Raw genomic sequence first — 26,469 nt, 5'->3', positions numbered from 1 at the left:
TCAGTATTTATAACATAAAAGCGAAGTAAAAATGATGAAATCAATGCTATTTTTTATATTACTATTCGTATCAGGCTGCCAAACAACCACTAATAATAAATTAGAAGTCGCACGGTTAGCATTTTATAATGATACTGACTTTGAAATTTATAAGGTGTCTTTGAAAGTTAAAGCTACCGGAGGCATTGTAGCATGCACATTAGTTGAGCCTAAAAGTTATTGTGGTACGGGGTTTCCAATTAAGCATTATCAAGCGGGCGAACTTATAGTAGCTTGGCAAAATCATGCTGGTATAACGCATGCACAAGAGGTAATGCTGCCTTACCCTGATAATTTCAAAGAGCATATTGCATATGTCGCTGTGATTAAATTTGAAAAAAATGTTGGTTTTAAAGGCTTCTTCAGGCAAAAGAAGCCTTTGAGTTAAAAATAAATAATTAAAATATTATTATTCTAACTCATTGTACTTAGGATAAAGTGTTTTGTTGCCCCTTACAGGGAATGAAAAATAAAAAACACGTTTTAAGACTGAAAAATATTGTTTAGCAAATCCACCCGTATTGTAAGGGATACCATATTTTTCTGCGATTTCTTTAACCTCTTTAGACATCGCTACATACCTATGAGCGGGTACATCTGGGAATAAATGATGCTCAACCTGAAAACTTAAATGCCCAGTCAATATATGAAAAACTTTACCACCTGTGATATTCGCTGAACCTAACATCTGACGATAATACCAATGACCCTTGCTTTCATTTTCGCATTCTTTTTCAGTAAAGGTAAAAGAGCCTGAGGTGAAGTGACCGCAGAATATGATCGTTGAAGTCCATAAATTACGAATAATGTTTGCGGCTAAATTTCCAGCAAATACCCAAAGAAAAAATGGGCCGGCTAAAGCGGGGAATAGAATATAGTCTTTTACTATTTGTCGACCGCCTTTACTAAAAAAAGCTTTTTTTAGTTGTTCATCAGATGTTTTGCTTTCTCTGTTATCTTTCTTTTTACCAAAAAATACACGCTCACCTGCCAACTCATGAAAAGAAACACCCCATTGAAATAATACACTTAAAATAAAGTAAATAACTGATTGCCAAAGATTCTTTAAGCGCCAAGGGTAATCATTGCTTAAACGTAATAAACCATAACCAAAATCACGATCTTTGCTAATAATATTTGTATATGTATGGTGTTCATAGTTATGTACTCTGCGCCATGACGCGGCATCACAGGCAATATCCCATTCAAATTTTTGAGAGTTAATATAGGGGTCGTTCATCCAATCATATTGACCATGTAAAACATTATGACCAATCTCCATATTATCTAAAATTTTTGATAATGAGAGAGATATAACACCAAAAACCCAAAGAATAGGGGTAATAAAACCAAGTACAATCAATATACGACCTATAATCTCAGCACTTCTTTGCACTTTAATTAAATTTCGAATGTAATTAGCATCTGTTTGTCCTACTTCAGATAGTTGTTTATCGCGTACCGTATTTAATTCTAATGCTAAGCTGGCCATCTGCTCTTCATTTATTTTGTTCATTGTTACAGTCCTAACGATACATGTGTGACAGGAATACTGATGCACAGTTGAATGTCTTCTTCGCCATTATCTGAATATGTTTGCGTTTTGGTATTAAAAACAATACCAGAGTGTTTTTTACATTTACACTCATGACAGATCCCAATGCCGCAACCATAATTTGCTTTTATATCGTTGCTTTGCGACACAGATAATAAGTTATTTTGCTCTTCTTTAACTTGAGATACAGTTTTATTACTTTTTAGATAATTAATTATGCGATCTTGTTTAAGATTTAAATCAGCGACCTGAATACTCGTGAATTGCTCACTGAATATTTGTGTTCTAGCGACTGAGCTATTAAGTAATAATTGCGTATTGACTGTGATCATGTTTGCAGATCCACATAAATATATATTTCTATTTGTAAAATCATCACAGAATTTATTTAACAGAGCGACAGATAGACGACCTTGCTTGGCTGTGTTTACTTTAACGAGTTTAAAATTCGGATAATTTTGTGCTAATTGCTCAAACTCTTTTACAAATATATGTTTTTCACCACGCTCAAAATACATCAAATTGACTTGTTTAAGCTCTCCTGATGCTAAATGGCTCATAAGTAAGCTTTTAAAAGGTGTAATACCGCTACCAGATGCAATAAACAACATGTCTTTAGCTTTACTCTTTAAAATAAATTCGCCTTTTGCTTGAGAGATTGCGACTGGCGTATTTAATGCAAGGTTTTGTCTTAGCCAAGGCGTCACTTTGCCCGATACTTGCTTTTTAATGGTTAAGTCAATTGTATTGTGCTTTTTAAACTGCTCGATTGATGATGAAATACTAAAGCAACGTTTAATAAAACGGCCATTAATTTCTACTAATAATTCGACGTATTGACCAGGATAAAAATAAAACTTTGAATCAACTTTTAAAGATAAAGTGAATATTTCATCATTATTATCAGAAATATGAGTCACTTTAGCTGCGTGAAAGTCATCAGAACTAGTGTGAGGTAGCGCTTTATTAAATGGGGCAATAAAAGCAGAAAAACTTTCTGTATTGAAGAGTGTTTTAGAGAGTGTTTTTAAAATCGAGCGAGACATTGAGATCTTTGAGTTATGAAATTAAAATTAGCTTACACGTGTTCTCTGAAAATATCAATAAATAGCGAAAAATTGAAATCAACTTTTTAAGTTACTGTTTATTAGGGTTATATCTTTTATTGTAAATTATTTTAAGCGAACAAGTGTTTTTAAAAAGGACGTAACTTTAAGGTGATTATAGAAATTTGTTATGAAAATGGATTATAGAAAATAAAATGAGCTACTAAAGTAGTTCTTGTAAAAATGAGACTAGTTTGAATTAATTATTGTTATTAAGTTGATTGGTAGCTTTCATGGATTCTTCAACAGGCCGAGCAAGGGAGGCTTTTGTCACTTTAAAAATTCCTGGGCATACAATGCGCTACATATTATTTAAATTTGATTCATCTTGTGCTTAATCAGCATCTACTAGTATCACTCCCTAATTATCAGAAGTAATATCAAACCGTATAATATCTATATTACCTTGGTAGGAAATGCCAACTAGAAATAAGCATATCAGCTGCTTTTAATCTCTCCTTTACCGATATGTTTCATTGAGTTCCCAGTACATTATAAAGAGCATGATAGATCCTCCATTTTAATTTTTATATTTTGCAACTTAATTATAGGATTAATTTAGATATTAGATGTGTAGATATATAAATAAAGCTGTGATTGGTGAATTTAAATTTGAATTAATGATGCACGCGCACTTATAAGTACCGAACCCTAACTCATTGTAGGAGTTAGGGTTGAATGTTATTTAACTGGCTGCTTTATCAAATTGAAGTTCGCATAAGCGATTATAAAGAGGCGAGGACTGTAAAAGAGAATTATGAGTACCTGTACCTACAATTTCACCTTTATCCATAACAACAATTAAATCTGCATGTAATACGGTTGCTAATCTGTGCGCTATTATGACTGTGGTTTTATTTTCCATTAACTGATCAAGTGCAGCTTGAACATGGTGTTCGCTTTGTGCATCTAGGGCGCTGGTGGCTTCATCTAATAATAGCACCTCAGGGTCTTTTAATATCGCTCTTGCTAGGGCAATTCTTTGTTTTTGGCCACCAGATAAACGGACACCTTGTTCACCTAAAAAGCTGTCATATCCTTGTGCTAAGTTTTCGATGAATTCATGTGCGTGAGCTTGTTTTGCTGCATTGATCACCTCATCATCTGTCGCATCCGGTTTACCATATCGTATGTTATGCCAAACATCAGTGCTAAATAAAATAGGGTGTTGTGGCACCATGCCCATTGTATGCCTAAGCTCTGTTAATGAAATTTGGGTAATATTTGAATTTTTAAGTTTAATTTCACCTGATTGCGGGTCATAAAACCTTTGTAATAATTCAAACATGGTTGTTTTACCTGCACCTGATGGCCCAACAAGTGCAACGGTTTTACCATTAGGGATCATCAAATTAATATTTTTAAGTGCGGGCGCATCAGGACGTGATGGGTAACTAAAGTTAACATTTTCAAATTCTATATCGGTATGAACAGTTTTACTCACGGTTAATGGCGCTTCGACTATTGAGATATCGCTTTTGACTTTTAATAACTCTAATAAACGCGTTGCAGAGCCTGCCGCACGCTGTAACTCACCATATACTTCAGCAATAGTAGCTACCGACATAGCGACCATTATTGCATAAAATACAAATGCACCTAATTCTCCCCCAGACATTTTGCCTGATAATACATCCATACCGCCAATCCATAACATAAAGCTAATGGCAGAAAATGTAAGGAAAATCACTACGGCTATCAAAAATGAGCGCTGTTTTACGCGTTGCTTTGCAACATTAAAGGCTTTTTCAACTTCTGAACCAAATGCATTTTTTTCTTTTTCTTCATGGTTATAGCTTTGAACAACTTTGATATTTTGAATTATTTCACCCGCATAGGTGCCTATATCAGCTATCGCATCTTGGCTACTAGCTGCGAGTTTTCTTACTTTTTTGCCAAAAATCATCATAGGGATCAAAATTAATGGTACACAGGCTAATACAATTAAAGTGAGTTTTAAATTTGTGAACAGCAACATAATAATGCCACCAATCAGCATTAAAAAACTACGTAATGCCATTGAAAAAGATGAACCAACAATCGATTGTAATAGCGCAGTATCAGTTGTAAGGCGAGACATGATTTCGCCGCTGCGATTTTCTTCAAAATAGCTGGGGTGTAAACTCACAATTTTATTAAATACCGCTTTTCTAATATCTCCGCTAACACGTTCACCCAGCAATGAAATTAAAAAGAATCGGCAAAAGGTGCCTACGGCTAATAAGCTGATCATTGCAATTAAAATCAATATTGCGGAGCTGAGTTGTTCTTGAGAGCCGGCAATAAAACCATTATCTATAACAAACTTTACACCTTGTCCTAAGGATAAATTAACTGCCGCAGTAAGCAGTAAGGCAATCAGTGCACTTGCAACCATTATTTTATATGGTTTTACAAATGCAAAGATCGGCAATAAGCTTGTAAAAGCTTTATCATTTTTTTTGTGTGTCATTATTAAATTCAATTATTGAGCTTTATATATAAATGGATGTGAAAAATATAAATTCAAGTGATAATTACTATGTCGGATTATATGTATCTAAATGTAAATAGAATATGGGAAATTTACCAAAACTGATCGACTGTAATATTTCACTAAATAACAATATCGCACTATTAAGCTTTAACCGGGATGATGTTAAGAAAGCCTTAACAGGCATTGAAATCGTAAATGATATTGTTAAAACGGTTCACTGAATCAATAAAAATCATCAAGTCGCTGTGTTAGTAATTATAGGTGAGGGGGCTGCGTTTTCATCTGAAGGTAATATAAAAGATATGGCAGAGCGTTCAGGCGATTTTGCTGGGTATGTGCAAACCCTAGAAAAAAATACAGAGAAGGCATTCAACAAATGACATTGGCAATAAATAAACTGGAAGTACCAGTAATTGCAGCAATAAATGGCCAGCTATCGGTGCGGGTTTTGATTTAGCTAATATGTGCGATATAAGACTCGCATCCACTAAAGCTAAATTTGGAGAAACTTTTGCTAACTTAGGATTGATACCTAGTGACAGTGGCGCTTGGTTTATGCAACGTATTATTAGTTATCAAAAAGCGGCAGAATTAACATTTACAGGGCGTGTGATAAATGCGAATGAAGCAAAGGAAATTGGCATTGTATTAGACACAGTAGAACCGCTAGATTTAATGATTAAAGCAATGGAATTAGCCTCTGAAATCGCAAACAAACCGATAGCTTGTTTAAGGTTAACAAAAATGTTGATGAAAATGGCTCAGCGAATCGAGTTTAGTGACTTTTTAGGTATATGTGCAGTATTTCAAGGTGTGTGTCATAACAACCCAGAACATTTAGATGCAGTTAATGTACTAATGGAAAAGTTAGCAAAATAAAATGTTTTTATGATTAAAAATAAGTCGATTAAATCGTGATTAACGACTACTTTTAAAAGACTTAACAAGCGTGTTTAGGTGAATTTATGCATACAATCTTACTTTTATTAATGTTTTTTGTGATTTCGATATTATTAGGCATTTTATTAAGGCGACTGTTGCGAAATACAGCCATACCTTATTCGGTTGCTTTGTTATTATTAGGCATGCTTATTGGTAGCATGCTTGATTTCGAATTAACAACTCCTATATTCAATGAAGTAAAAGCATCTTTTTCGCTAGCAAGTCAGTTAGATGCCAACCTGATCATGTTTATTTTCTTGCCAGCTTTGGTTTTTGAGTCTGCTTTTTCTCTTGAAGTACATTTATTTAAACGTATGTTATCGCAAATTGCATTATTGGCTATTCCAGGCTTAATTATTTGTACTTTATTCACTGCAATATTAAGTATGTGGGTATTGCCTTGGGAGTGGACTATTCCAACAGCCTTAATGTTTGGTGCCATTGTTAGTGCTACTGATCCAGTTGCTGTTGTCGCACTTTTAAAGGAGATGTGCTCAAGGGCAAGGTTACAAACATTATTAGAAGGAGAGTCTTTGCTTAATGATGGTACTGCAATTGTTTTATTTACGTTATTTCTCACACTTGCAACGCAAATAAAGCCAGAATTTAATACGTTAGCCGTCATAGTTGAATTTTTTAGAGTGGTAATAATTGGAGTGGTCATAGGTGCTGTTGTTGCTGGTATTAGTTTGGCTTTTATAGGCTCTTTATTTAATGATAGCTTAATAGAAATTGCATTAACTTTAGTGCTACCTTATGTTGTTTTTTATTTATCAGAACACGTATTTCATGCGTCAGGTGTTGTAAGTGTTGTCACTTTAGCATTAATTTATGCGGGACCTGGACGTACGCGTTTTTCACCTGAAGTGATGGAACATATGCATCATTTTTGGCATACCTTATCGTTTTTATTCAATACATTAATTTTCATCTTAGTTGGTTTAGTTATATCAACAAGACTCGGTGTAGCTGATTTAGCAAATTGGGAATACTTAGCAATCATATTCATGGGGATCTTAATTATTAGAACCGTAGTTATCGTTGGCTTAATGCCAATTCTGGCGCGCATCGGTATTGGCCTAACTAAAGAAAAATCAATCGTGCTTATTTGGGGGGGCTTAAGAGGTGCTGTTTCGCTAGCTCTTGCATTAATTGTGGCAACTAATGAGTCTTTAGACATACAACTCAGAGATCAAATCTTATTTTTAACAGCTGGTATTGTGGTTTTAACGATTATTGTTAATGGCTCATCTATGCGTTTTGTTATGGCTAAATTAGGATTAGATAAGTTACCCGTTGCAAAACAAAAAACATTAGCAAAAGTACAAGTTAAAGTTTCAGATGAGATCATAAAAGTAAGAGAGCAATTACAAGGCGACACAAACTTAAAAGCTGTGAATTGGCCTTTAGTTGATTCAAAAGTACATTCTATTAATGTCCCATATGTCGATGAACAAGAAATAGATACTCAAGTGGAGTATCTTCGAAAATTACTTGAATCAGAGCGGCAATTTTATTGGAATCAATTTGCTAAAGGCTTATTAAGTACAGATGCTACTCAGATTTTAGTTCAAGCAATAGAGGAGTCCCTTGATGGTAAACCTAAAATATGGCCTCGGCCTTATATTGTACGGAAGTGGCAAATGCCTAAATGGATAATTAGAAGTCAATCATTACCCATAATGAGTACGTATGCAAAATCTGCAAGTTATAAACAACACGTAATTATTTTTGAAAGCGCGAGAGGATTATTTGAAGCGAGTAGTTATATTTTAAAAATAGCACCTAGTCTATCTCTGGAAGTTGCACAATTAGAGCAAGCCATGATGCAAATGAAAGCTGTAAATGATTTCTCTATTGAAACTTTAAAAAACTTTAGAGAAACATCTCCCCATTTAGTGAAACAGGTTGAATCTTATTTAGCATTACGGATTTTACTCAATACAGAACGTAAAAAGATACAAGAATTATCTCATGAAGGCATGATTTCAGAAATAGATGCCGAAAAATTAATCGAGGAAGTAGAATTTAAAATGCATGAGTGTAAAAAGTTAAATAGTTAATTTATATTTGTATAAACCAAAAAACCGAATTTAATAAGCCTTTTTATTTATAAGGTGATTGATACGGGTATTGGCGCTATTGTTGAGCTAAGTCATACGACGTAGACTCTGGCTGGTTCAACATCCAGATAAGGTGTCGGCTACGCGACACCTCCTTTATTTGTTATGTCTCTAACTCCATTAATTGTGCGTTTTCACCATAACTTGAGCAAACTTCTTTACTAGGGGCATATTTATAAAACCAAATTTAGCCCAAAATTCAGTTGAGTTTTGAACCGCTACTAATTGTATTTTTAAAAAACTCTGAACTTGGGCATTTTCAATTAGGTTCTGCACTAACGCTTTAGCAATATTTTTTCCTCTTCCTTCTAGCACTAATGCGAGATCATGAATAAATAAAGTTGAGCTATGAGTTACAGATATTTTTTCATTTAACTTTGGGGTAATTTCACTTGCCCATGGGTGCGCTAATAAGTAAGCTATCGCTTTACCTTTATGGTTTAAATATACCGCACAGGTTTGAGGTGATGAGTGCCATTTATTTTTTAGAATATTTAGATCTTCAGGGGCGATATCGTTATAGGCTTCTTTCTGTATTTTTACGATATCTGCCCAATAGTTTTCAGTAATGAGACTAATTGAAATGGTATAATCTCCTTGAAACATAGCTAGCTTGTATAGTTATCTAAACGCTATAATAGGGAACTGAGTGAAAGCTTATTGTGTTTTATCTATGCTGAGTCCCTTGCATGCAACTTATTCTACAGGCTCACTTTCAGCTATGATTTCTATAAGGTCTTTGATTACATCATCGCCAATTGAGAAATTTATATTCATGAATTCAGTTGCAGTGTTTTTCATTAAATAATTGCAGAATTCTTTACCCTCTTGTGTCCCATTATTTTCACAGCTCTTTGAGTATTTACCCCAATAATTAATATTAATAAAATTTGAAGATTAAACCTAAATAGGAAAATTGTATTTATTCAAGTAGAAGTCTAATAATTTTAATAGAATACGAGGTTAGTTATTTAAAAACACCATAATAGCGAGGGCCATCATAACTTAACTGGTATGAAAAAAGATAAATCGGTGTATGGCAGGTCACAAAACAGTTCATACACAAATATTGTGTAAATTAACATCTATAAATTACATCAATTTCAAAAATACTGCGTTTTAACCCATAAAATTAATCGTGAATGAAAGCGATATTTAACCCTTAACATCTATCGAGCTTATTTAAATTGATATTAGCTCACTCACTTAACTAATTGATATAAAACAACCGACTAATAAGTCGGTTTTTATTTAAAAAAGTTAAATCAATAATCGTTGAAATTATTTATTCAGGAAAAATCCCTTAATTGCAGAATACATTGAGTAAATATCTACTTTAGAGGCAACCGCATAAGGAGAGTGCATTCCAATAACTGGCACACCAAAATCAATTACATCCATGTTGTTTTCAGATAGTGCACTTGCGATAGTACCGCCAGATGCTTTACCTTTATATGTGCTTGTTTGCCATAAAATATCTGCGTTATCTAAATAGTTATGCGTCCAAGCTATGTATTCAGAGTTGGTATTAAAACCACCCCCATATAGTTTGATATTAATGCCTTCACCTAATTTAGGTGCATTGCCTAATTCCCAAACGCCAGGCCAGTTAGGGTTTACACTAGGGGTAACATCTACTGAGATTACTTTAGTTTTACGTAATGTTTTACGTAATATGTAATCATTATATGTTGTTGGTGATTGTTGATAAAGTAATTGGCTAATTGTATCAACTAGGGCGCTTGAATCTGCGCCTGTATTATTTAAATTACCGACATCTTTGGTTTAACAGCTAGTACTAAAGCAAGTTCAGCAGACACTAAATCAGCGATGTCGATATCATAATTATTTTTTAAGAAATTTGTCACTTCTTGTTTAACCGTTGAGTCTTTACCCGGTTTTGAAGCAATGATAATATCTAATTCTTCTTTTTTGATAACATCTCTGTTAGTACGTTTGCGGTAATCACGGACAACATGTGGTGCTAAATCAGGAATAATTAATATTGGATCGTTTTCATTTAGACCGATATTGATATTAACATGCGTGCCATCTTTTTTATCAACACGACCAATTAAGGCTAATGGAATATTAACCCATTGGTAATTATTCATATCGCCATGAGTATAAGTTTGAAAAAGCGCAAAACCATTTTTTTCATAAAGTGGGCGGCCTTTTAATTCAATAGACGGTTAATCAATATGCGCACCTGCAATGCTAACGCCATCAGATACTGGTTTAGTATCAATAACCATTAATGTCATAGCCCGGTCACGGTTATATGCTATATAACTTAGCACCAGGAACAATTTGACTATAGTCAGTTAGTTGCTTAAAACCTGATTTTTCAACAAGTTTTTTAGTTTCTGTTACAAAAGTCAGCTCAGTGCGGCCTTTATCTATAAGTGATTTATATTCTTCATTATAAGATTGAACTTGTTTTAACTCTGATTGAGATAAGGCTAACCAAGAATTTTTAATCTCTTTTTTGGCTATAGCACTTGAGGTTGTCAGCATTGCTGCGATAGATGCAGCTAATAAAATTTTATTTCGCATTGTCCATTTCAATTATTATTTAGTAGCCTTGGTAACATCTAAAGTGTTTAGAACACAAGTTGTAAAAGCGAAAAAAGGAAAAGGTTCATTTAATAGAAAAGAAAAATATAAAGGGCGAGAGTCCAATTTAATAGCTGCTTAATAGCACTTATCAAATAGGACTTTTGATTGAAAAATTCAGCCTCTGTAAATGTCATTACATACAAATTAAATTACCAATAGCAAGCGTCAAATTCTGAATATCTGTTGAGGTAATGTTTACCTTAACTATACTTAAAGTGATAAACTTTATGGGAGTTGACCATGGCTATTTCACGTAAATTAGAAGACTACTTCAGTAAACAAAATATTTCATTTCAAACTGTTTCTCACTTTTATAGTAATAGTTCAATTGGCAGTGCGATGGCAACCAGCATTCCACCAAAAAATATCGCAAAAGCAGTATTGTTAGTCGACCATGATGGTCATCGGCTTATGGCGGTGTTACCTGCAGATCAAAAAATAAATATAACATCAATTAATGAAAAGCTTCACGCGAGTTTTGAGTTATTAAAAGAAAGAGATGTTTTTAATTTATTTACGGATTGTGCCAAAGGGGCTATTCCACCCGTTGGCGAAGCATTTAATATGTCTATGGTATGTGATGAATCTTTAGATATGTTAGATAATGTATTTATTGAAGCGGGCGATCATGAAACATTATTGAAATTAACGCACCAAGATTTTGAAAATATCATGGGTAGTAGTAAACATTTGAAAATTTGTAAAAATATGCTTCATTAGTTCTAGTCATTAATATTGTTCTGATATAATTTTATATCATTAATGCTCGAAATTGCGCGCTGTTGGTTTTTCTTAAACAAAGAGATTATTTGATCAGCAGGGGAGTTAAAACAATTTATGGGTATGTATAAATCATATCCATAAATTCTACGGAGTATTTTCATCTGGTGAAGCCAAGCTGCTATGGGACCTGTGATTTCTTGGCCACTCGATGTTTTAAAAGGTGCTAAATTAATTTGGGTTTGCTCTACTTCGATTTCATTATTTTGAAAGGCTAAAATTAATAAATTGTTTTGTTCATGCAATAAGTGATTAGCAAGTCTAGGCGATATTGTATTTGTTTCGCAATCATAACTACGTAATTTTATACCGATAAAATTAATATCCCTTTGCTCTAATCCATCATTTCCTTTGGGGTGATGTACTAGCTGAATATTGCTCCAACTAATACTCCATTTTCCCTGTCGATGATAATAAAACAATTTATCATCTGTTAAACCTAGGCAATATTGCGGCTCAAAGTATTTAAAAATACTAATGCTAATTGTTAATACAGAAATCATGCTGAAAATCATGATGTAAATTTGATATTGCTGCCACAAGTAAAATGATGAAATGAAACATGCGAGCCCAATAAACATACCAAAAAGCAACGTAACAAATTGATTACGATGTGCTTGGGATTTGATTAAAATAGGATATTCAATTTCATTCATAAACTAAGTATAGACAAAAATATAAAATAGCTAATTGAATTTACGACAATAATCCGCCATCAATATGAATTGATTGGCCGGTAATATATTTACTTTTATAAATTAATAAATACTGAGCTAAATTTGAATGGTTATGTAAAACAATTTATACATTTTAACGTGAAAAGCACAATTGAATATTTTATACCAAAATAAATAATTCTCCGTTAGTGTTAATTTAAAGTAGGGCGTAAGCCGTTACCTTGGTAGAATTAAATTAGAATCGAACGATAACGATGGAAATAATCAGTGGCTAAAGCAACAAAAGAAAAAATAAAATTCGTATGTTCTGAATGTGGTAATGATCATCCTAGATGGCAAGGCCAATGTGCTAGTTGTAAAGCCTGGAATACGTTAGCCGAATTTAAAGAAGCTAAATTACCAAGTCAGCAAAGAGCGCAAGCAATTCAAGGTGGTTATGCGGGTACTTTAGGTAATGTTGTTAAAAAAATGGATGATGTATCAAGTATTGCACTTGATAAAACAGAGACTGGTATCGGTGAATTAGACCGAGTTTTAGGAAATGGTTTAACGATAGGGTCAATTATTCTTATTTCGGGTGATCCTGGTGCGGGTAAAACAACAATATTAACGCAACTTGCTGCAAACATGAGTCATAAAACAACAGCAATGTACTGTACTGCTGAAGAAAGTTTAGAGCAGTTTAAGGCGCGCGCCACTGAGCGATTAAAAATTAATTATGTACCAGACCAACTACTGTTAATGTCTGAGTATATTATTTCTAATATCATGGAAAAAGCCCTTGAAGCTAAGGTGAAATTTTTAATTATTGACTCAGTTCAAGCACTAGAAAGTGAGCATTCAAATGGCAGTGCGGGTTCTATTGGTCAAGTAAAAGGCTGTGCACAAGAGCTAAGCCGATTTGCGAAAACCCATGGCATAACGCTTATTTTAGTTGGTCATGTAACTAAAGGCAGTGATTTAGCAGGCCCTAAAACATTAGAGCATATTGTAGATACTTTATTACATATTGAAGTAAACGATAGTATTATTCGTACTATGAGGGCAAGTAAAAACCGATTTGGTGATGTTGATCAGGTTGGTATTTTTCAAATGAACTCAAGAGGCATGATTTCGGTTGATAATCCAAGTAAATTATTTTTATCTGGGGCTGATGAAAGAGCTGTAGGCTCAGCGATAACTTGTATACGTGATGGCAGCCGAAACTTATTATTAGAAGTACAAAGCTTAGTATCTGAATGTGAAGGCGAGCATCCGCAAAGAGTGAGTATAGGCCTTAATTTTAACCGTTTAAAGATGATCACTGCGGTATTACGTAAACATGGCAGGATCCAGTTATTTCATGATGTTTATGTTAACTTAGTTGGTGGTTTAAAGTTACCTGATACGGATACCAGTGCTGATTTAGCCCTAGCTGCTGCTTTGGTTAGCTCACTCAATGATATTGAAATGTCGCGTAAATATTGTTTTATGGGTGAAATATCATTGAGTGGTGAAGTAAGACCGATCAGTGGTGGTGTACCTAGAGTAAATGAGGCAATTAAACACGGTTTTGAGCAAATATATATTCCAAAGGCGAATTATCATAAATCTATGGAAGAAGGTAATGCTAAGATTATCGTTATTGAACATATCACTGATTTATTAGAGGCATTAAAATAGCTTTAATGGCGATATTAGATATAAAGACTCAATCATTTGAGTCTTTATTTTCATCACTGCTTAATTCTTTTGAGTCATTTAAGTTTTCACTTTGCCATTCATCGCCAATTAAATCTTCAGAGTCATCGGTTTGCTGCCAGGAATATGTTTTTTCTTTTAATTTTGGGTCCCAATGCCTAAATAAAATTGCTGATAATAGCCCTGCAATTGCGCCAAATAGGTGATACTCAAATGAAATACCTTGTTCTCTGGGTAAGATGGTCATTACCATAGACCCATACATATAAAAGGCTATCATTAACAATACACTTGAGCGCTTATCTCTGCGTAATATGCCTGCGATAAATAAATAGAAAAATAAGCCATGGGTTAACCCGCTTGCACCAAAATGGTAGCTGTCGCGGCCAAATAACCACACACCTAAGCCCGATAATAGCCAAATAATTGCAATTGCCCACCAGTGTGATCTTGGATATCCGTATTTTAGAAAGCCTCCCAGCAAAACTAAGGGTAACGAATTACCTAATACGTGCTCCCAAGAACCATGAATAAGTGGTCCAGTGAACACACCAATCAAGCCTGATAATGTCTGTGGTTTGACACCTAGTTGATAAAGGTCAATTGAATAGTAAGTTTGCCACGCTTTAATGAGCCATAATAAAATGACAAAGAGGCTAACTGTGTAAAAACTTTTATGTAGAGAAGTATTTTTATTCATAATAAAGATATTGGGATATATTATGAGTTAACAACTCAAATTTGATATTTTGTAAATCGTAAAATAAAAATGATAAAAAATAATGCATTAAAAGTTGAACTCAGATCTGTAAAAATTCCATATTTAGGCTTGGTAGCAGACCATTTTTGGTTTGTGATAATAACGGATACTAAAAAAGAACGTTGGGAAGTATGGCAAAACCCAAACTGTTGTAAAACAAGTTGGGGGCATTTACATCTAAATTTATTACCATTCGATAGTGCTGTTGGAAGTGGTCAGAGTAGAGTGGAGTATGTATTTTCAGGGCTGAAGGCACGTGTATTAGCAAAAACAATACAGCACTCAATAACTGAATATAAAAACCTTTTTTGTTACCGCTATTGGCCTGGCCCGAATAGTAATACCTATGTTCAAAATATGTTAGATAAAGCGAATATTGATTTTTGTTTAGCTGCTACCGCTATTGGAAAAGACTTTTACGGTTGGTTTGATTATTCAAAAAAGATAAAGATTACCAGAGTATCAACGCCGCTATTGGGTTTTAAATTAAGCTATCAGAACTTTTATGAATTCAATATTTTATCTTTTACTTTTGGCATTCATTTAAAGCCAATTAAAATTATCCATCCATTTAGTCGATATACGGCTTTATATAAATAATTCATCAGTTATTGTTATAATTTTTCTTCTCTGGCTCAAGATTGTTGATGATCTGATAGGAAGCAGTTATTTGTGAATTATATCACTTTGTTATATTAGCAGATTGCGTTTTATATTACTTCGGATCATTCGCTATTTCAGATTGTCTTTTTAGGCGAGCCAAATCGTTGTTTAAATTCACTTGATATAAACGTAAGTCATCTCGATGCTTTCTGATTTTAGTATTAATTTTATGTGATTGGAGGATGCTATTTATTAGTTGAACTTGCGTATTACCATTAAATTGCTGATCAAATTTAAGGATATTGTTTTGCATGCTTATTTTATGCATCAGATCTGATTTTGCTGTTATTAAGTTGTCTAACATATCCTGAGAATTATTGATTTTTTGAGTGTAGCCTGCGGTGATATTTGCCTTATTATCATCAAGTTCTTGGTGGTTAAATTTACTTAATGATTTATTCGCTTTGGAATTGAGCGCTAATATCTCGGTTTTAAGTTGATTCTTAAAGTGTCGTTTTTGAAGCTTAACTTCTTGTATTTTCATAAGTACTAAACGTAGCTTTGTTAAAGCATCTATCACTGTTTCACTATATAAATCATGTTTATTTAAATCACTTTCATAAGTGGAAGTTGAATTGTTGACTATAATTTCAACAGCATCGTCACTGCAAGGAAACTGTCTGAAGCTTAATATGCCGTCGAGTTCACACTTATAAATTCAAGCCTGTGATAATGAAGAAAATATAAATAGACTTAAAGTTAATAAAATACGAAATATCATAGTGCTACATTTTAGAATGAATTAAGTATAGTAAGCTTAGCAGTTGATTATAAATTTGTGAGTCTAGGCTAAAAAACTCAAAAGAGTTTTTCAAATTATAACTTTTAATGTAAACTTATCACTTGTGTCAATTAATGTTTTGTATGTCATTATGCTCTCGATTTCACACTTTAATCGAAAGACCATCAAAGGGGATATCTTTGGTGCTCTAACATCTACAATTGTAGCGCTTCCTTTTGCGCTAGCATTTGGTGTTACCTCAGGTGCAGGGGCAAGTGCAGGTATTTATTGTGCGATATTAACTGGATTTTTTGCTTCTCTTTTTGGTGGTACTAATCAACAAATAACAGGTCCAAATACCGGTTTAACTGTTGCTATGGCAGCAATCTTAACGCACTTTGTATCTTTATCACCTCAGAATGGTTTAGGCGCTGCATTTACTGTAGTGACTTTGGCTGGTTTATTCCAGATGTTGTTTGGTCTATTAAAGTTAGGTAAATACTTTATTTTGGTATCTTATCCGGTGATCTCAGGCTTTACATCAGGAATTGGCATATTAATTATTTTATCTCAAATAGAACCTATGTTTGGTTTACCTTTATCGGATTTGTCTTACTCAATTGATACTTTTTCTGATACAAATGTTTTATTAGGAGGCGCGTGCTTATTATTGTTGATGTTATGGCCTCAAAAGTTTAATCAAGTGATACCAGGCAGCATCGTTGCATTATTAATCGCAGTTATGTTTTTTATAATTTCGGATAGCCCATTACCTGTTGTTGGTGCTATTTCCAGTGAACTTCCTTCTTTTTCATTACCTGTTTGGGAAAGCGCATTAGCAGGTGAAATGGTTAAATCTGCATTACTTATTGCCACATTAAGTACGCTGGATTCTTTAATGACATCATTAACGGTTGATAGTATTAGTAAAGATTTACATGACTCAGATAAAGAGCTGGTGGGTCAAGGTATTGGTAACATGATTGCTGGTTTCTTTGGCGCTTTACCTGGTGGTGGGGCTACTATGCGTACAGTAACTAATATAAGAGCAGGTGGTACAACGCCGTTATCTGGTATGTTACATGCCTTGTTTATATTGGCCATCGTCTTGTGGGCGGGTGAATATACAGCGTTTATTCCTGTTGCTGTGTTGTCTGCAATTTTACTTAATGTAGGAATCAACATAATTGATTGGAATTTCTTAAAACGTTTACATCAAATTCCAGTATTCAGTGTCGGTTTAATGATATCGACTATGATACTGTCGGTTGCTGTAGACCTTGTTACTGCGGTATTAATAGGTGTATTTATTGCAAATATAGTGACAATTCGCAGGCTATCAGAAATACAATTAGATAATTTGAGTATCTTTACAGATAAAGAAGTCGCCCAGTTACCTTCGGATGAAAAAGCATTATTTGAAGTAGTATCCAATGAGGTTTTATTGTTAAATATTTCTGGTCCTATCGGCTTTGGTGTTGCGCGAGGCTTAAAACAAAGTGTGTCGCAATTAGATCAAAATAAAACTATATTGGTTGATTTTACCCATGCGAGATTTGTTGGTATTACAAGTACAATAGCCATAGAAGAAATTATTTTAAGTTACCAAAATCAAGGTAAAGATATTTTATTGGTGTGTTTATGCGAGCGTGTACGTCAAGACTTCGACAAAATAAAACTATTAGATAAAATTGATGAAAAATATATTTTTAAAACCAGAAAAGATGCACTGCTATATATGAATAAAAGATAAAAATCTTAATATAAATTCAAATGGATACAAATCTTTATTTTTATTGCTTTGTATCAAGTTAGATACAAAGCGCAAACAAACTATTACCCCAATAGAATAGTCCTAATGCTAAATTAGAATATAATATTAATCGTCATATTTTCGGAGTGTTATATGCAGAATATTTATCGTTTATTAGTCCTCATTATTTTCTCTATTGCTGGTAATTCAGCATCTGCTAATAATCATTCGTTTTGGACTCAGATATTTAATAATCAAATTAATAAAAGTGACAAGTTGAACAGTAAAGCATCGCATTCATCTTTATACCGCTTAGATTTAAATTCATTTTCAGATAATCTAAATTTAGATGCTTCGAATAATGTAGTACTACCATTACCAAATGGTGATTTTTCAGCATTTATTTTATCTCGCTCTCACGTTATGGCGCAAAGCTTATCGAATAAATATCCAAACATACAAACATTTACTGGGTATGAGATTGGTAACCCACAACATAAAGGTCGCTTTGATATTACGATGCATGGGTTTCACGGTGTATTTAATTATAATGGCGATAAAGTCTTTATTGAGCCTGTCAACCGAGATAATAATAAGATTTATCATAGCTATTTTAGAAGCGACTCCCAACCTATATCAAAAGATGCCTTAGGTCATAGGTCTGAACCTATGAAAGATATGTTTAGATTAGAACAATTAAAACAATCTTTAAAAGCAAAAAATGTTAGTAAAGTGCCTCAAATTAAAACTTATCGAATAGCAATAGCCACGACAGGCGAATATAGTGAATTTCATGGTGGTAATAAAGAGAGCTCTTTAGCTTCATTAGTCACTTTGTTAAATCGTGTAAATGAAATTTATCAAAGTGAACTCGGTATTAAATTAGAATTGGTTGCTAATAATGATGCCATTATATTTACAGATAAAGATACCGACCCGTTTAAAAATACAGATGAAGATATCGATGTGATTTCTGAGACTATTAATAATACGATAGGTGTAGATAATTATGATATTGGTCATATTGTTGGTACAGGGGGCGGTGGTTTAGCTGGTTTTGCAGTAGTATGTTCTCAATCTAAAGCTGAAGGTGTAACTGGTAGTAATAGTCCAACGGGAGATGCTTTTCATGTTGATTATTTTGCTCATGAAATTGGTCATCAGTTTGGCGCTGATCATACGTTTAACGGCTCTTTAGGTGCATGTGAAGGCAATAGAGAAGCGCTTAGTGCTTATGAACCTGGTAGCGCCTCAACCATTATGGGTTATGCTGGCATTTGTGATGAACAAAACTTACAAAATAATTCAGACCCTTATTTTCATATTCGTTCTATTGATCAAATTAGCCAATTTTCATCACAAGCATCTTGTGGTGCAAGTGTTGTACAAAGTAATCAAACGCCCACAATCGAAGCCTTAGCTGAATTTACCATTCCTGCTAAAACACCATTTATGTTAAGTGGTGAAGCGAGTGATGCTGAAAATGATTCTTTATCATATAGTTGGGAACAATATGATTTAGGTGTTCAAACTAATAGTAAACTAGATGACCAAACAGATGATGGTACTAAACCTCTGTTTAGAAACTTTACACCAAAAAGTACAGGAGTCAGAGTTTTTCCGAAAATAGATGGCATTCTTTCAGGTAATATTGCTTTTGGAGAAACCTTACCTACAACAACAAGGACTTTAAATTTTAGGTTAACAGTAAGAGACGGCCAAGGAAATATCTCAGATAAAGCTGTTAAATTGAATGTGATTCAAAGTGCTGCAGGTTTTAAAATTAATGAACCAACAAATACTTCTCGTTGGAACAACACGGTCAACTTAGTTACTTGGGATACTGCAAATAGCCAACAAGCGCCTATTTCATGTAGTCATGTGAATATTTTACTTTCTACTGATAGTGGAATTAATTTCAACCAAACACTAGCGTTAAACACATTAAATGATGGTTCTCAAGAAGTTGAAATTTCAGGTGTAAATACCGACAAAGCGAGAGTAAAAGTTAAATGTAATAATAATATTTTCTTTGCTATCAATAGCGGCAATTTTGAAATTAATGGGGGCACTATAGTTGATAGTAAACCTATATTTTCTAGTCAAAAAACCTTACAAACAAATGAAGATACAAGTTTAGAAATCAGTCTATCTGATTTGATTTTTGAAGGAAATCAATCGGTAGACTCAGTTACTTTATCTGGTGGAAGTAATTATACGTTTAGTGGGCTAAAGATAATACCTAATGCCAATTTTAATGGTATTTTGAATATCAATGCCACAGCTAAAAAAGGGGAATTATTAAGTGACGTATTTAATATAAAAGTAACTGTGAATTCAGTGAATGATTTCCCTATTGCTCAAGCTGATTTTGAAAATGTAGATAAAGGTTCTTCAGAGAATAGTATTGATGTTTTAGCAAATGATTCTGATGTAGATAGTGATACGTTAGAGTTAAATAGTTTTGAGTACGCAGGCGCTGGAAGTGTTGTAATATCAGATAATAAAATTTTATATACGCCAGCTGCAGATTTTACTGGAGTCGAATTAATTGGATATACCCTAAGTGATGGTAATTTCGGCATAGGTGTTGGCGTATTGACTATCACTGTTGTTGATAAAACTGTCGTTGAAGAAGTATTAATAGAAGAAGCTAAAAGGTCTTCAGGTGGTAATCTAAGTTATATATTATGTCTCGGACTTATATTTTTAATTAGAAGAAAATGGGTATTAAAATGAAAAAATATATAGTTGCATCAGTATGTGCATTAGCGGCATGTGGTAATAATGACGTCACAAAATCACAGCAAGAGCAGGAAATGCAAAAGCCGCTTAATAAAGTAATGCAAGCAGTTGATATGGCGAAATCTCAATCAGATTATCGGCTATATATGGCACTTGGACGAAAACTAACGATCCTAGGCTTTGAAAATGAGAACTTTGAAAAAATAAAATCTCAATGTGGACTTAAGCCAATGAAGGGCACAGGTGATGTTTTTAAGTCTACAGATGCTAAAAAAGAAAGACGTTTAAAATATCAATTTGCAAAGCAATTCAACCAGATTATGTATCCATTATGCTTGAAAAATAATAATGGAAGTTAACAATATCTAAAATGTGTATTTTTGAGTATTTATAATAATTAATAAGATAAAGATATATGTCAGAAAATGAAAAAATGTTATTAAGAGATGATGATGATGATGATGATGATGATGATGATGATGTTGAATTAACATCTTTAATAAAGCAGTTCTTAGTCATGAATGGCTATGAAGTTGAACACCACGGTGAAAAAACAGTATTAAGTATACTTAAGCATAAACCTGATTTAATAGTGCTAGATTTAATGCTACCAGGCGTTGATGGTTTAACGATTTGTAGCAAGTGAGAGTTGATTTTACAGGTCCTATTATTATGTTAGCGGCATTAATTGATGATATTGATGAGGTTACGGGTTTAGAAGTGGGCGCAGATGATTATTGATGTAAACCAATAAAACCTAGAGTATTATTAGCGCACATAAGAGCAAAACTAAGACGGCAAACTAATTTAGCTAAGCAAAATCAGCAAGATATTAAAACCGTGAATTCAGGTGAGTTAATTATTGATGCTAGAAAGCGGATCGTTTCATATCATGACAAAGAAATTGCACTTACAAGCGCTGAATTTGATTTACTTTGGGTATTGGCATTAAATGCCGTTAATATTATTTCTAGAGAACAACTTCATTTAGAAATATTTAGACTTGAATTTGATGGATTTGATCGTTCAATTGATTTAAGAATATCTCGATTACGGAAAAAACTGGGTGATGCTTCCAAGGAACCTCAGTTCATTAAAACAATTAGAAATAAAGGCTACTTATTAGCGAATTAGAAATAAAAATCAAACCTAAGTTGAAGATTATTATATAAATTTCACCTTAGGTTTGATAAAAATGGATACACAGCAGAATGAATAAATTTGTTAATCTGTTACCAAATTAGACACTTTTAAGATAACTAAAAGGCAAATTCAAAACCTAACACATATCTCCGCTATATCAAGTACTAATCAAACAAATAACCAAGACATTAAGCCAGTAAATCAGGTAACACATACGAATGATACTTTAAACATTTCTGATTTAGGCAAATTGACTCAAGAAATCGATTCTTTATTTGATAACATTTATATGACACACTTATCTGCAGAGCAAAAACAAGAGTTCGAAACGAGTTATCAGCAATTAGATACCTTATTCGAGAGCGAGCAACCTAACGAAGCGCAATATAAAAAAATTAACGCGTTATTTGACAAGATAGACAGTATTTTTACTTCAGCCGAAAAATCACTTAGCCCAAATGAACAAGACACTTTATCTAAATTAGAAGTGAAATTGATAATATTTTACAATCTAGCTATAACAAACTCAGTGAAAGAGATAAAAATAAAGTAGATGAATTAGATAGTAATATTAACAACTTATTTCAAGATTTAGACAAAACGATAGAAGAAAACATAACTTATTAAAATTTATTTTAAATTCGTTTAAACCTTTTCCCTATTAGTTTGCGACTTATTTAATAATTACTTATAAAAGTCAAAAATAAAAATAAACACAAGGAATAGCGATATGAAATTTTATAAATCGATTTTAGCAAGTACATTACTTCTTACGATGAGCCAAGGAGCTTTTGCGCAGAGTAACTCGAGCGATGAACTCATTTTACAAAAAACTGAAAACTTGAAATTATCGACTGATAAGATAAATGATTTTGTGATTGAAGCGGGCTCCGGAAAGTTAAAAGTGATTGCTTCAGATGTTGATTCAATTGAAGTTGTTGCTGAGATATATCAACGTAAAGCACACAATGATTACTGCTTAGATTTAAAAAAGCTGGGTAATAAAGCTAAGTTGGAATCAGCAAGCTGTAATCATAATAGAGATACAAGAATTGATTTAACAATTGAGGTACCAGAGAATTTAAACTTAGATGTTGAGGATGGTTCTGGCTCAATTAACATCTCTGGTGTTGCAAGTTTAAAATTAAAAGATGGTTCTGGTTCCATTAATATCAGGAATGTGAATGGTAAAGTGGAAATTGATGATGGTTCAGGCTCAATAGATATTAAACATGTAGAAAATGATGTATCAATAGATGATGGTTCAGGTTCAATCCACGTACGTAATGTTTCAGGAAAAGTGACTGTATCAGATGGTTCTGGCAGTATCAATGTCAACAAAGCTGATAGCTTTGAATTATTGAGCGATGGCTCAGGATCGGTCAATGTAGATAACATTGCAGGTAAAGTGATTATGGATGACTAATTAACGATAAATCAACTATAAAATATCAAAAATAAGAAGCTACAAAAAACCATTAAATGTTAATATTGATGGTTTTTTTGTTAATTAGCAGTTGTTGTTTTCAAGGTTTATGCCTGGTTTCATTGACGATTATTGCGCTGCAATCACATGTAGGTCAATGGGCGGGTGCTTTTATCGCGGGCTCTATTTTACTATTTTGTTTTACTTCTATCATTGCAAATTACTCTTATGCTGAATCAAATATTTTATTTTAAGTAAAAATAAAACCCACTTTTTAACTCCATTTAGGTTATGTGCTGTGGGTATGGTGATGTTTGGTGCGATTGCTAAAATTGATATTGTTTGGAATTTGGCTGATGCTTCTATGGGTTTAATGGCTTTGGTAAACTTAGTAGCATTAGTATTATTATCTAATCTTGCAATTAAAGTGATTAAACATTATTTAGCTCAAAAACGTGCTGGTGAAGAACCGAGTTTTAAAGCCAGTGACTTCCCTCAGCTTAAAGGAAAAGTAGAAAAAGGAATTTGGGAATAATTTGATGGTATTACCAACTTAGCTTAATTGTAGGGTTGGTAATACTTACCACTCCTGCTAGGTAAGTTATATCAATGTAAAATATTTGATATGCAAGTATTACGAATGAATAAGCGTTAAAATCTCTTTCGTCCAAGTAACAATTCTTTACGATTAAAACCATTGCTATTTTATACAGTGAGTTTAAATTACTAGCAGATAATTCCAATATAAGAATACTGAATACGCTATGGTTAATAAAACGCTAATTGCACTTGCCGTTTCTGCTACTTTTGCATTAACAGGTTGTCAAACACTATCAAATGAATCTACCACTACAACAGTTGCGCCTGTTGCTAAAGTTATTGAAGCACCAGTTAAAGCTGGTGAAACTTCAATTACATTAAAGCAAGCAATGGCCCACCCTGATTGGCTAGGTCGCCAACCACTTTCTTCATATTGGGCAGCCGATTCAAGCTCTGTATTTTATACGCGTAAACAAGCAGGTAACGAGCTTAAAGATTTATTTAATCAAAATCTAACAGCAAATAACAATGGTGACAAAGTAGCGGTTGAAGCACTGCACCAAACGGGTTCTAAATATGCTGTTTACTCTAAAGATGGAAAATTACAAGCATATGTATTTAAGGGCGATGTATTTGTTCAGAATGTAAAAACGGGTGCTTTAACGCAAATTACACGTTCATCTGCAAATGAATCACAAGTACAATTTTTAAATGATGGTAGTTTAGTTTACCGTGAAGGTTCAAAGTTAAATAAAGTTGATCTTAAAACCGGTTTAACAGTTGAGATCGCTAATTTAAAAATGGCAGATAAACCTAAAGGTGTTGTTGAGCCAAAAGATTACATCGCACAAGAGCAACATAAATTAATTGATTATATAGCTCTGACACATAAAAATAAAAAAGATAAAGAAAATTTAAAAAATGAAATTAACGCTAATAACCCTAGCCGCGTTGATGAAGCATTTTACTTAGGTAAAGGCATGCGTTTGATTGATGCACAACTGTCACCTAACGGCACTCATATCATTGCTGTTGTTACTAAAAAAACATCCTGGCGTGCAGATGGCGATATTATGCCAAATTACATTGCAGATGATGGTCGTGTTAAAGCAGAAAAAGTACGTCGCCGTGTTGCTGATGCAAAACCACAAACTTCGATTGTTTATTCCTTAGATTTAACGACAGGTGTACAAACAGAATTAACGTTTGATAAATTACCTGGCTTCGATGAAGATGTACTAGCAGATGTTAAAAAAGAAAACTACGCCAGAGATGGTAAAAAATACAAATCAGAAAAATCGCCTCGCTCTATTAATTTAATGAGTGATTGGACTTGGTCACAAAGTGCCATTCAATGGAATCAACAAGGTACACAGGCTGCTGTGATGCTTGAAGCTTGGGATAACAAAGATAGATGGATTGCATCAGTAGATTTTGATAAATCAGAGTTTGTACCACAACACAGATTACATGATGATGCTTGGGTAAATTATGCTTACAATGATTTTGGTTGGTTAAATAACTCAGAAACATTATATTTCTTATCTGAAGAATCAGGTTATAGCCAACTTTATAAAAAGCCAGTAAATGGTGAAGTATCAGCTTTAACACAAGGTAAATTTGTTATTTCGCATTTAGTTTTAACAAAAGATGATAGCCATATTTATTATAAAGCTAACGAAAAGCACCCAGGAATTTACGAAGTTTACCGTGTTAATGTTCAAACGGGTAACCGTGAAGCTATCACTGATTTAAATGGTATGACAGATTTCTCATTGAGCCCTGATGAATCTAAATTATTATTATCTCATTCAAAATTAGCATTACCGACAGAGTTATACATGACAGATGCGACAGCTGGCGCAGAGGTGACTCGTTTAACTAATACAGTTTCAGAGCAATTTTTAAATACATCTCTTATTACACCTAAAGTAATTGCTGTTGAATCTTCTCATTCTGAACAGCCAATATATGCAAAAGTATATTACCCAGCAGACTATAAAGAAGGCGAAACAGGCAAAAATCGTAAAGCTGTTATCTTTAATCATGGTGCTGGCTATTTACAAAACTCACATCTAGGTTGGTCTGGATATTTCCGTGAATTTATGTTCCATTCACTACTTGCTGAGCAAGGTTATGTTGTAATGGATATGGATTACCGTGCATCTAAAGGCTACGGTCGTGATTGGCGTACAGCGATTTACCGAAATATGGGCACACCTGAAATTCAAGATTTAGCTGATGGTGTTAAATGGATGGAAAAAAATGCGAATGTTAACGATCAAAGAGTAGGCACATATGGTGGCTCTTACGGTGGTTTCATGACATTTATGGCATTATTAACACGTCCTGAATTATTCCAAGCAGGTGCAGCACTTCGCCCTGTAAGTGATTGGGCTCATTATAATGATGGTTATACATCTAATATCTTAAATCGTCCTGACGTTGATCCAATTGCTTACGAGCGTAGTTCACCTATCTATTTTGCTGAAGGTTTAGAGAAAAACTTATTGATCAACGCGCCTATGGTTGATGATAATGTATTTTTTCAAGATGTAGTACGTTTAGTACAGCGTTTCATCGAACTTGAAAAAGAAGACTTTGAAACGGCAATTTACCCTGTTGAACCACATGGATTTCGCCAGCCTTCAAGCTGGTTAGATGAATACCGTAGAATACATAAGTTGTTTGAAGAAAAGCTTTAATTAGTGCTTTTTTAAA

26 protein-coding genes and 1 pseudogene are annotated in these 26,469 nt (G+C 33.6%); 17 read left to right on the top strand and 10 right to left on the bottom strand.

Features of this window, described 5'->3' with window-relative positions:
• Positions 1–31 precede the first annotated feature (31 nt).
• Positions 32–427 carry a hypothetical protein gene (locus PSA_RS12360; protein ID WP_059364917.1) on the top strand — a complete coding sequence of 132 codons (396 nt, stop codon included), beginning with the start codon at positions 32–34 and terminating at the stop codon, positions 425–427.
• Positions 428–448: 21 nt separating this feature from the next.
• Here PSA_RS12360 and PSA_RS12355 read toward each other — a convergent pair whose 3' ends face one another.
• From PSA_RS12355 to PSA_RS12345, 3 genes are all read right to left on the bottom strand, one after another.
• Complete coding sequence (locus tag PSA_RS12355) at positions 449–1,555, bottom strand: acyl-CoA desaturase (RefSeq protein WP_042144121.1); 1,107 nt, start codon at positions 1,553–1,555, stop codon at positions 449–451.
• A 2-nt stretch (positions 1,556–1,557) separates the two neighbouring features.
• Positions 1,558–2,640, bottom strand: coding sequence for a flavin reductase family protein (locus PSA_RS12350; protein WP_042144123.1), 1,083 nt, complete (start codon positions 2,638–2,640; stop codon positions 1,558–1,560).
• A 745-nt stretch (positions 2,641–3,385) separates the two neighbouring features.
• Complete coding sequence (locus PSA_RS12345; RefSeq protein WP_042144125.1) at positions 3,386–5,152, bottom strand: ABC transporter transmembrane domain-containing protein; 1,767 nt, start codon at positions 5,150–5,152, stop codon at positions 3,386–3,388.
• A 269-nt stretch (positions 5,153–5,421) separates the two neighbouring features.
• On the opposite strand from PSA_RS12345, the gene PSA_RS26855 reads away from it, so the two are divergent.
• From PSA_RS26855 to PSA_RS12335, 3 genes are all read left to right on the top strand, one after another.
• On the top strand, positions 5,422–5,556 hold the full coding sequence (locus PSA_RS26855) for a hypothetical protein (protein ID WP_269432794.1): 135 nt from the start codon (positions 5,422–5,424) through the stop codon (positions 5,554–5,556).
• Between the two features lie 55 nt (positions 5,557–5,611).
• Positions 5,612–6,055 carry an enoyl-CoA hydratase-related protein gene (locus PSA_RS26330; RefSeq protein WP_269432831.1) on the top strand — a complete coding sequence of 148 codons (444 nt, stop codon included), beginning with the start codon at positions 5,612–5,614 and terminating at the stop codon, positions 6,053–6,055.
• An 86-nt stretch (positions 6,056–6,141) separates the two neighbouring features.
• Positions 6,142–8,181 carry a sodium:proton antiporter gene (locus tag PSA_RS12335; RefSeq protein WP_042144128.1) on the top strand — a complete coding sequence of 680 codons (2,040 nt, stop codon included), beginning with the start codon at positions 6,142–6,144 and terminating at the stop codon, positions 8,179–8,181.
• A gap of 180 nt (positions 8,182–8,361) precedes the next feature.
• Here PSA_RS12335 and PSA_RS12330 read toward each other — a convergent pair whose 3' ends face one another.
• The 4 genes from PSA_RS12330 to PSA_RS12320 form a co-directional block, all read right to left on the bottom strand.
• A complete protein-coding gene (locus PSA_RS12330; RefSeq protein ID WP_052379897.1) occupies positions 8,362–8,847 on the bottom strand; it encodes a GNAT family N-acetyltransferase in 486 nt (161 codons plus the stop codon).
• Positions 8,848–9,522: 675 nt separating this feature from the next.
• A complete protein-coding gene (locus PSA_RS27200) occupies positions 9,523–9,966 on the bottom strand; it encodes a hypothetical protein (RefSeq protein WP_371257857.1) in 444 nt (147 codons plus the stop codon).
• A 38-nt stretch (positions 9,967–10,004) separates the two neighbouring features.
• A complete protein-coding gene (locus PSA_RS12325) occupies positions 10,005–10,427 on the bottom strand; it encodes a hypothetical protein (protein ID WP_082305720.1) in 423 nt (140 codons plus the stop codon).
• A gap of 91 nt (positions 10,428–10,518) precedes the next feature.
• Positions 10,519–10,797, bottom strand: a complete 279-nt coding sequence (locus PSA_RS12320) for a hypothetical protein (protein WP_042144131.1) — start codon at positions 10,795–10,797, stop codon at positions 10,519–10,521.
• Between PSA_RS12320 and arfA the strand changes: the two genes are divergently transcribed.
• Together arfA and PSA_RS12315 are read left to right on the top strand one after the other, a co-directional pair.
• Positions 10,766–10,939, top strand: a complete 174-nt coding sequence (gene arfA, locus PSA_RS24595) for an alternative ribosome rescue factor ArfA (protein WP_231665366.1) — start codon at positions 10,766–10,768, stop codon at positions 10,937–10,939. The two genes, PSA_RS12320 and arfA, sit on opposite strands and share 32 nt — an antisense overlap.
• A gap of 161 nt (positions 10,940–11,100) precedes the next feature.
• The gene (locus PSA_RS12315) at positions 11,101–11,580 is read left to right on the top strand and encodes an aminoacyl-tRNA deacylase (protein WP_042144133.1); all 480 of its coding nucleotides are present in this window, start codon (positions 11,101–11,103) and stop codon (positions 11,578–11,580) included.
• 2 nt (positions 11,581–11,582) lie between these two features.
• Here the strand turns inward: PSA_RS12315 and PSA_RS12310 are convergent, their stop codons facing one another.
• The gene (locus tag PSA_RS12310; RefSeq protein ID WP_042144135.1) at positions 11,583–12,296 is read right to left on the bottom strand and encodes a DUF2982 domain-containing protein; all 714 of its coding nucleotides are present in this window, start codon (positions 12,294–12,296) and stop codon (positions 11,583–11,585) included.
• A gap of 288 nt (positions 12,297–12,584) precedes the next feature.
• Between PSA_RS12310 and radA the strand changes: the two genes are divergently transcribed.
• A complete protein-coding gene (gene radA, locus PSA_RS12305; protein WP_042144136.1) occupies positions 12,585–13,979 on the top strand; it encodes a DNA repair protein RadA in 1,395 nt (464 codons plus the stop codon).
• 28 nt (positions 13,980–14,007) lie between these two features.
• On the opposite strand, the gene PSA_RS12300 is transcribed toward radA, so the two are convergent.
• Positions 14,008–14,697 carry a rhomboid family intramembrane serine protease gene (locus PSA_RS12300; RefSeq protein ID WP_042144138.1) on the bottom strand — a complete coding sequence of 230 codons (690 nt, stop codon included), beginning with the start codon at positions 14,695–14,697 and terminating at the stop codon, positions 14,008–14,010.
• A 69-nt stretch (positions 14,698–14,766) separates the two neighbouring features.
• On the opposite strand from PSA_RS12300, the gene PSA_RS12295 reads away from it, so the two are divergent.
• On the top strand, positions 14,767–15,357 hold the full coding sequence (locus tag PSA_RS12295) for a DUF3750 domain-containing protein (protein ID WP_052379898.1): 591 nt from the start codon (positions 14,767–14,769) through the stop codon (positions 15,355–15,357).
• Between the two features lie 115 nt (positions 15,358–15,472).
• Here the strand turns inward: PSA_RS12295 and PSA_RS12290 are convergent, their stop codons facing one another.
• Positions 15,473–15,940: a hypothetical protein gene (locus PSA_RS12290; protein WP_042144142.1), complete on the bottom strand. Its 468-nt coding sequence runs from the start codon at positions 15,938–15,940 to the stop codon at positions 15,473–15,475.
• Between the two features lie 352 nt (positions 15,941–16,292).
• On the opposite strand from PSA_RS12290, the gene PSA_RS12285 reads away from it, so the two are divergent.
• The 9 genes and pseudogenes from PSA_RS12285 (at position 16,293) to PSA_RS12245 (ending at position 26,453) form a co-directional block, all read left to right on the top strand.
• Complete coding sequence (locus tag PSA_RS12285) at positions 16,293–17,894, top strand: SulP family inorganic anion transporter (RefSeq protein WP_042144144.1); 1,602 nt, start codon at positions 16,293–16,295, stop codon at positions 17,892–17,894.
• A 153-nt stretch (positions 17,895–18,047) separates the two neighbouring features.
• Positions 18,048–20,633 (top strand): reprolysin-like metallopeptidase, encoded by a 2,586-nt coding sequence (locus PSA_RS12280; RefSeq protein WP_052379899.1) that lies wholly within the window; start codon positions 18,048–18,050, stop codon positions 20,631–20,633.
• Positions 20,630–20,998 (top strand): hypothetical protein, encoded by a 369-nt coding sequence (locus PSA_RS12275; protein WP_127924088.1) that lies wholly within the window; start codon positions 20,630–20,632, stop codon positions 20,996–20,998. Before PSA_RS12280 ends, PSA_RS12275 begins: the two co-directional genes overlap by 4 nt.
• A 56-nt stretch (positions 20,999–21,054) precedes the next feature.
• Positions 21,055–21,285, top strand: coding sequence for a response regulator (locus PSA_RS26325; RefSeq protein ID WP_231665248.1), 231 nt, complete (start codon positions 21,055–21,057; stop codon positions 21,283–21,285).
• 194 nt (positions 21,286–21,479) lie between these two features.
• Entirely contained in the window at positions 21,480–21,773 is a 294-nt protein-coding gene (locus tag PSA_RS26320) for a winged helix-turn-helix domain-containing protein (protein ID WP_231665247.1), read from the top strand.
• A gap of 259 nt (positions 21,774–22,032) precedes the next feature.
• On the top strand, positions 22,033–22,335 hold the full coding sequence (locus PSA_RS12265) for a hypothetical protein (RefSeq protein WP_042144148.1): 303 nt from the start codon (positions 22,033–22,035) through the stop codon (positions 22,333–22,335).
• A 177-nt stretch (positions 22,336–22,512) separates the two neighbouring features.
• Positions 22,513–23,208: a DUF4097 family beta strand repeat-containing protein gene (locus PSA_RS12260; protein WP_052379900.1), complete on the top strand. Its 696-nt coding sequence runs from the start codon at positions 22,513–22,515 to the stop codon at positions 23,206–23,208.
• Positions 23,209–23,324: 116 nt separating this feature from the next.
• Positions 23,325–23,743 (top strand): annotated as a pseudogene (locus tag PSA_RS24590) (alanine:cation symporter family protein); the annotation flags it as partial.
• A gap of 229 nt (positions 23,744–23,972) precedes the next feature.
• Positions 23,973–26,453: a prolyl oligopeptidase family serine peptidase gene (locus tag PSA_RS12245; protein WP_042144154.1), complete on the top strand. Its 2,481-nt coding sequence runs from the start codon at positions 23,973–23,975 to the stop codon at positions 26,451–26,453.
• Positions 26,454–26,469 lie beyond the last annotated feature (16 nt).

It is taken from the genome of Pseudoalteromonas sp. '520P1 No. 423' (genome assembly GCF_001269985.1).
Lineage (GTDB): Bacteria > Pseudomonadota > Gammaproteobacteria > Enterobacterales > Alteromonadaceae > Pseudoalteromonas.
The sequence above is the reverse complement of the archived record's forward strand: the minus strand, read 5'-3'. Positions and strand labels throughout refer to the sequence as shown.

Excerpts from the sequence above, each read along its gene's own strand:
- PSA_RS12280 (WP_052379899.1), top strand. The coding sequence starts at position 18,048 with ATGCAGAATATTTATCGTTTATTAGTCCTCATTATTTTCTCTATTGCT.
- PSA_RS12335 (WP_042144128.1), top strand. The coding sequence starts at position 6,142 with ATGCATACAATCTTACTTTTATTAATGTTTTTTGTGATTTCGATATTA.
- PSA_RS12355 (WP_042144121.1), bottom strand. The coding sequence starts at position 1,555 with ATGAACAAAATAAATGAAGAGCAGATGGCCAGCTTAGCATTAGAATTA.
- PSA_RS12330 (WP_052379897.1), bottom strand. The coding sequence starts at position 8,847 with ATGTTTCAAGGAGATTATACCATTTCAATTAGTCTCATTACTGAAAAC.
- PSA_RS26325 (WP_231665248.1), top strand. The coding sequence starts at position 21,055 with ATGTCAGAAAATGAAAAAATGTTATTAAGAGATGATGATGATGATGAT.
- PSA_RS12300 (WP_042144138.1), bottom strand. The coding sequence starts at position 14,697 with ATGAATAAAAATACTTCTCTACATAAAAGTTTTTACACAGTTAGCCTC.
- PSA_RS12350 (WP_042144123.1), bottom strand. The coding sequence starts at position 2,640 with ATGTCTCGCTCGATTTTAAAAACACTCTCTAAAACACTCTTCAATACA.
- PSA_RS12245 (WP_042144154.1), top strand. The coding sequence starts at position 23,973 with ATGGTTAATAAAACGCTAATTGCACTTGCCGTTTCTGCTACTTTTGCA.
- PSA_RS12310 (WP_042144135.1), bottom strand. The coding sequence starts at position 12,296 with ATGAATGAAATTGAATATCCTATTTTAATCAAATCCCAAGCACATCGT.
- PSA_RS12320 (WP_042144131.1), bottom strand. The coding sequence starts at position 10,797 with ATGCGAAATAAAATTTTATTAGCTGCATCTATCGCAGCAATGCTGACA.
- PSA_RS12275 (WP_127924088.1), top strand. The coding sequence starts at position 20,630 with ATGAAAAAATATATAGTTGCATCAGTATGTGCATTAGCGGCATGTGGT.
- PSA_RS12345 (WP_042144125.1), bottom strand. The coding sequence starts at position 5,152 with ATGACACACAAAAAAAATGATAAAGCTTTTACAAGCTTATTGCCGATC.
- PSA_RS12360 (WP_059364917.1), top strand. The coding sequence starts at position 32 with ATGATGAAATCAATGCTATTTTTTATATTACTATTCGTATCAGGCTGC.
- PSA_RS12295 (WP_052379898.1), top strand. The coding sequence starts at position 14,767 with ATGATAAAAAATAATGCATTAAAAGTTGAACTCAGATCTGTAAAAATT.
- PSA_RS12315 (WP_042144133.1), top strand. The coding sequence starts at position 11,101 with ATGGCTATTTCACGTAAATTAGAAGACTACTTCAGTAAACAAAATATT.
- PSA_RS12285 (WP_042144144.1), top strand. The coding sequence starts at position 16,293 with ATGCTCTCGATTTCACACTTTAATCGAAAGACCATCAAAGGGGATATC.
- PSA_RS12260 (WP_052379900.1), top strand. The coding sequence starts at position 22,513 with ATGAAATTTTATAAATCGATTTTAGCAAGTACATTACTTCTTACGATG.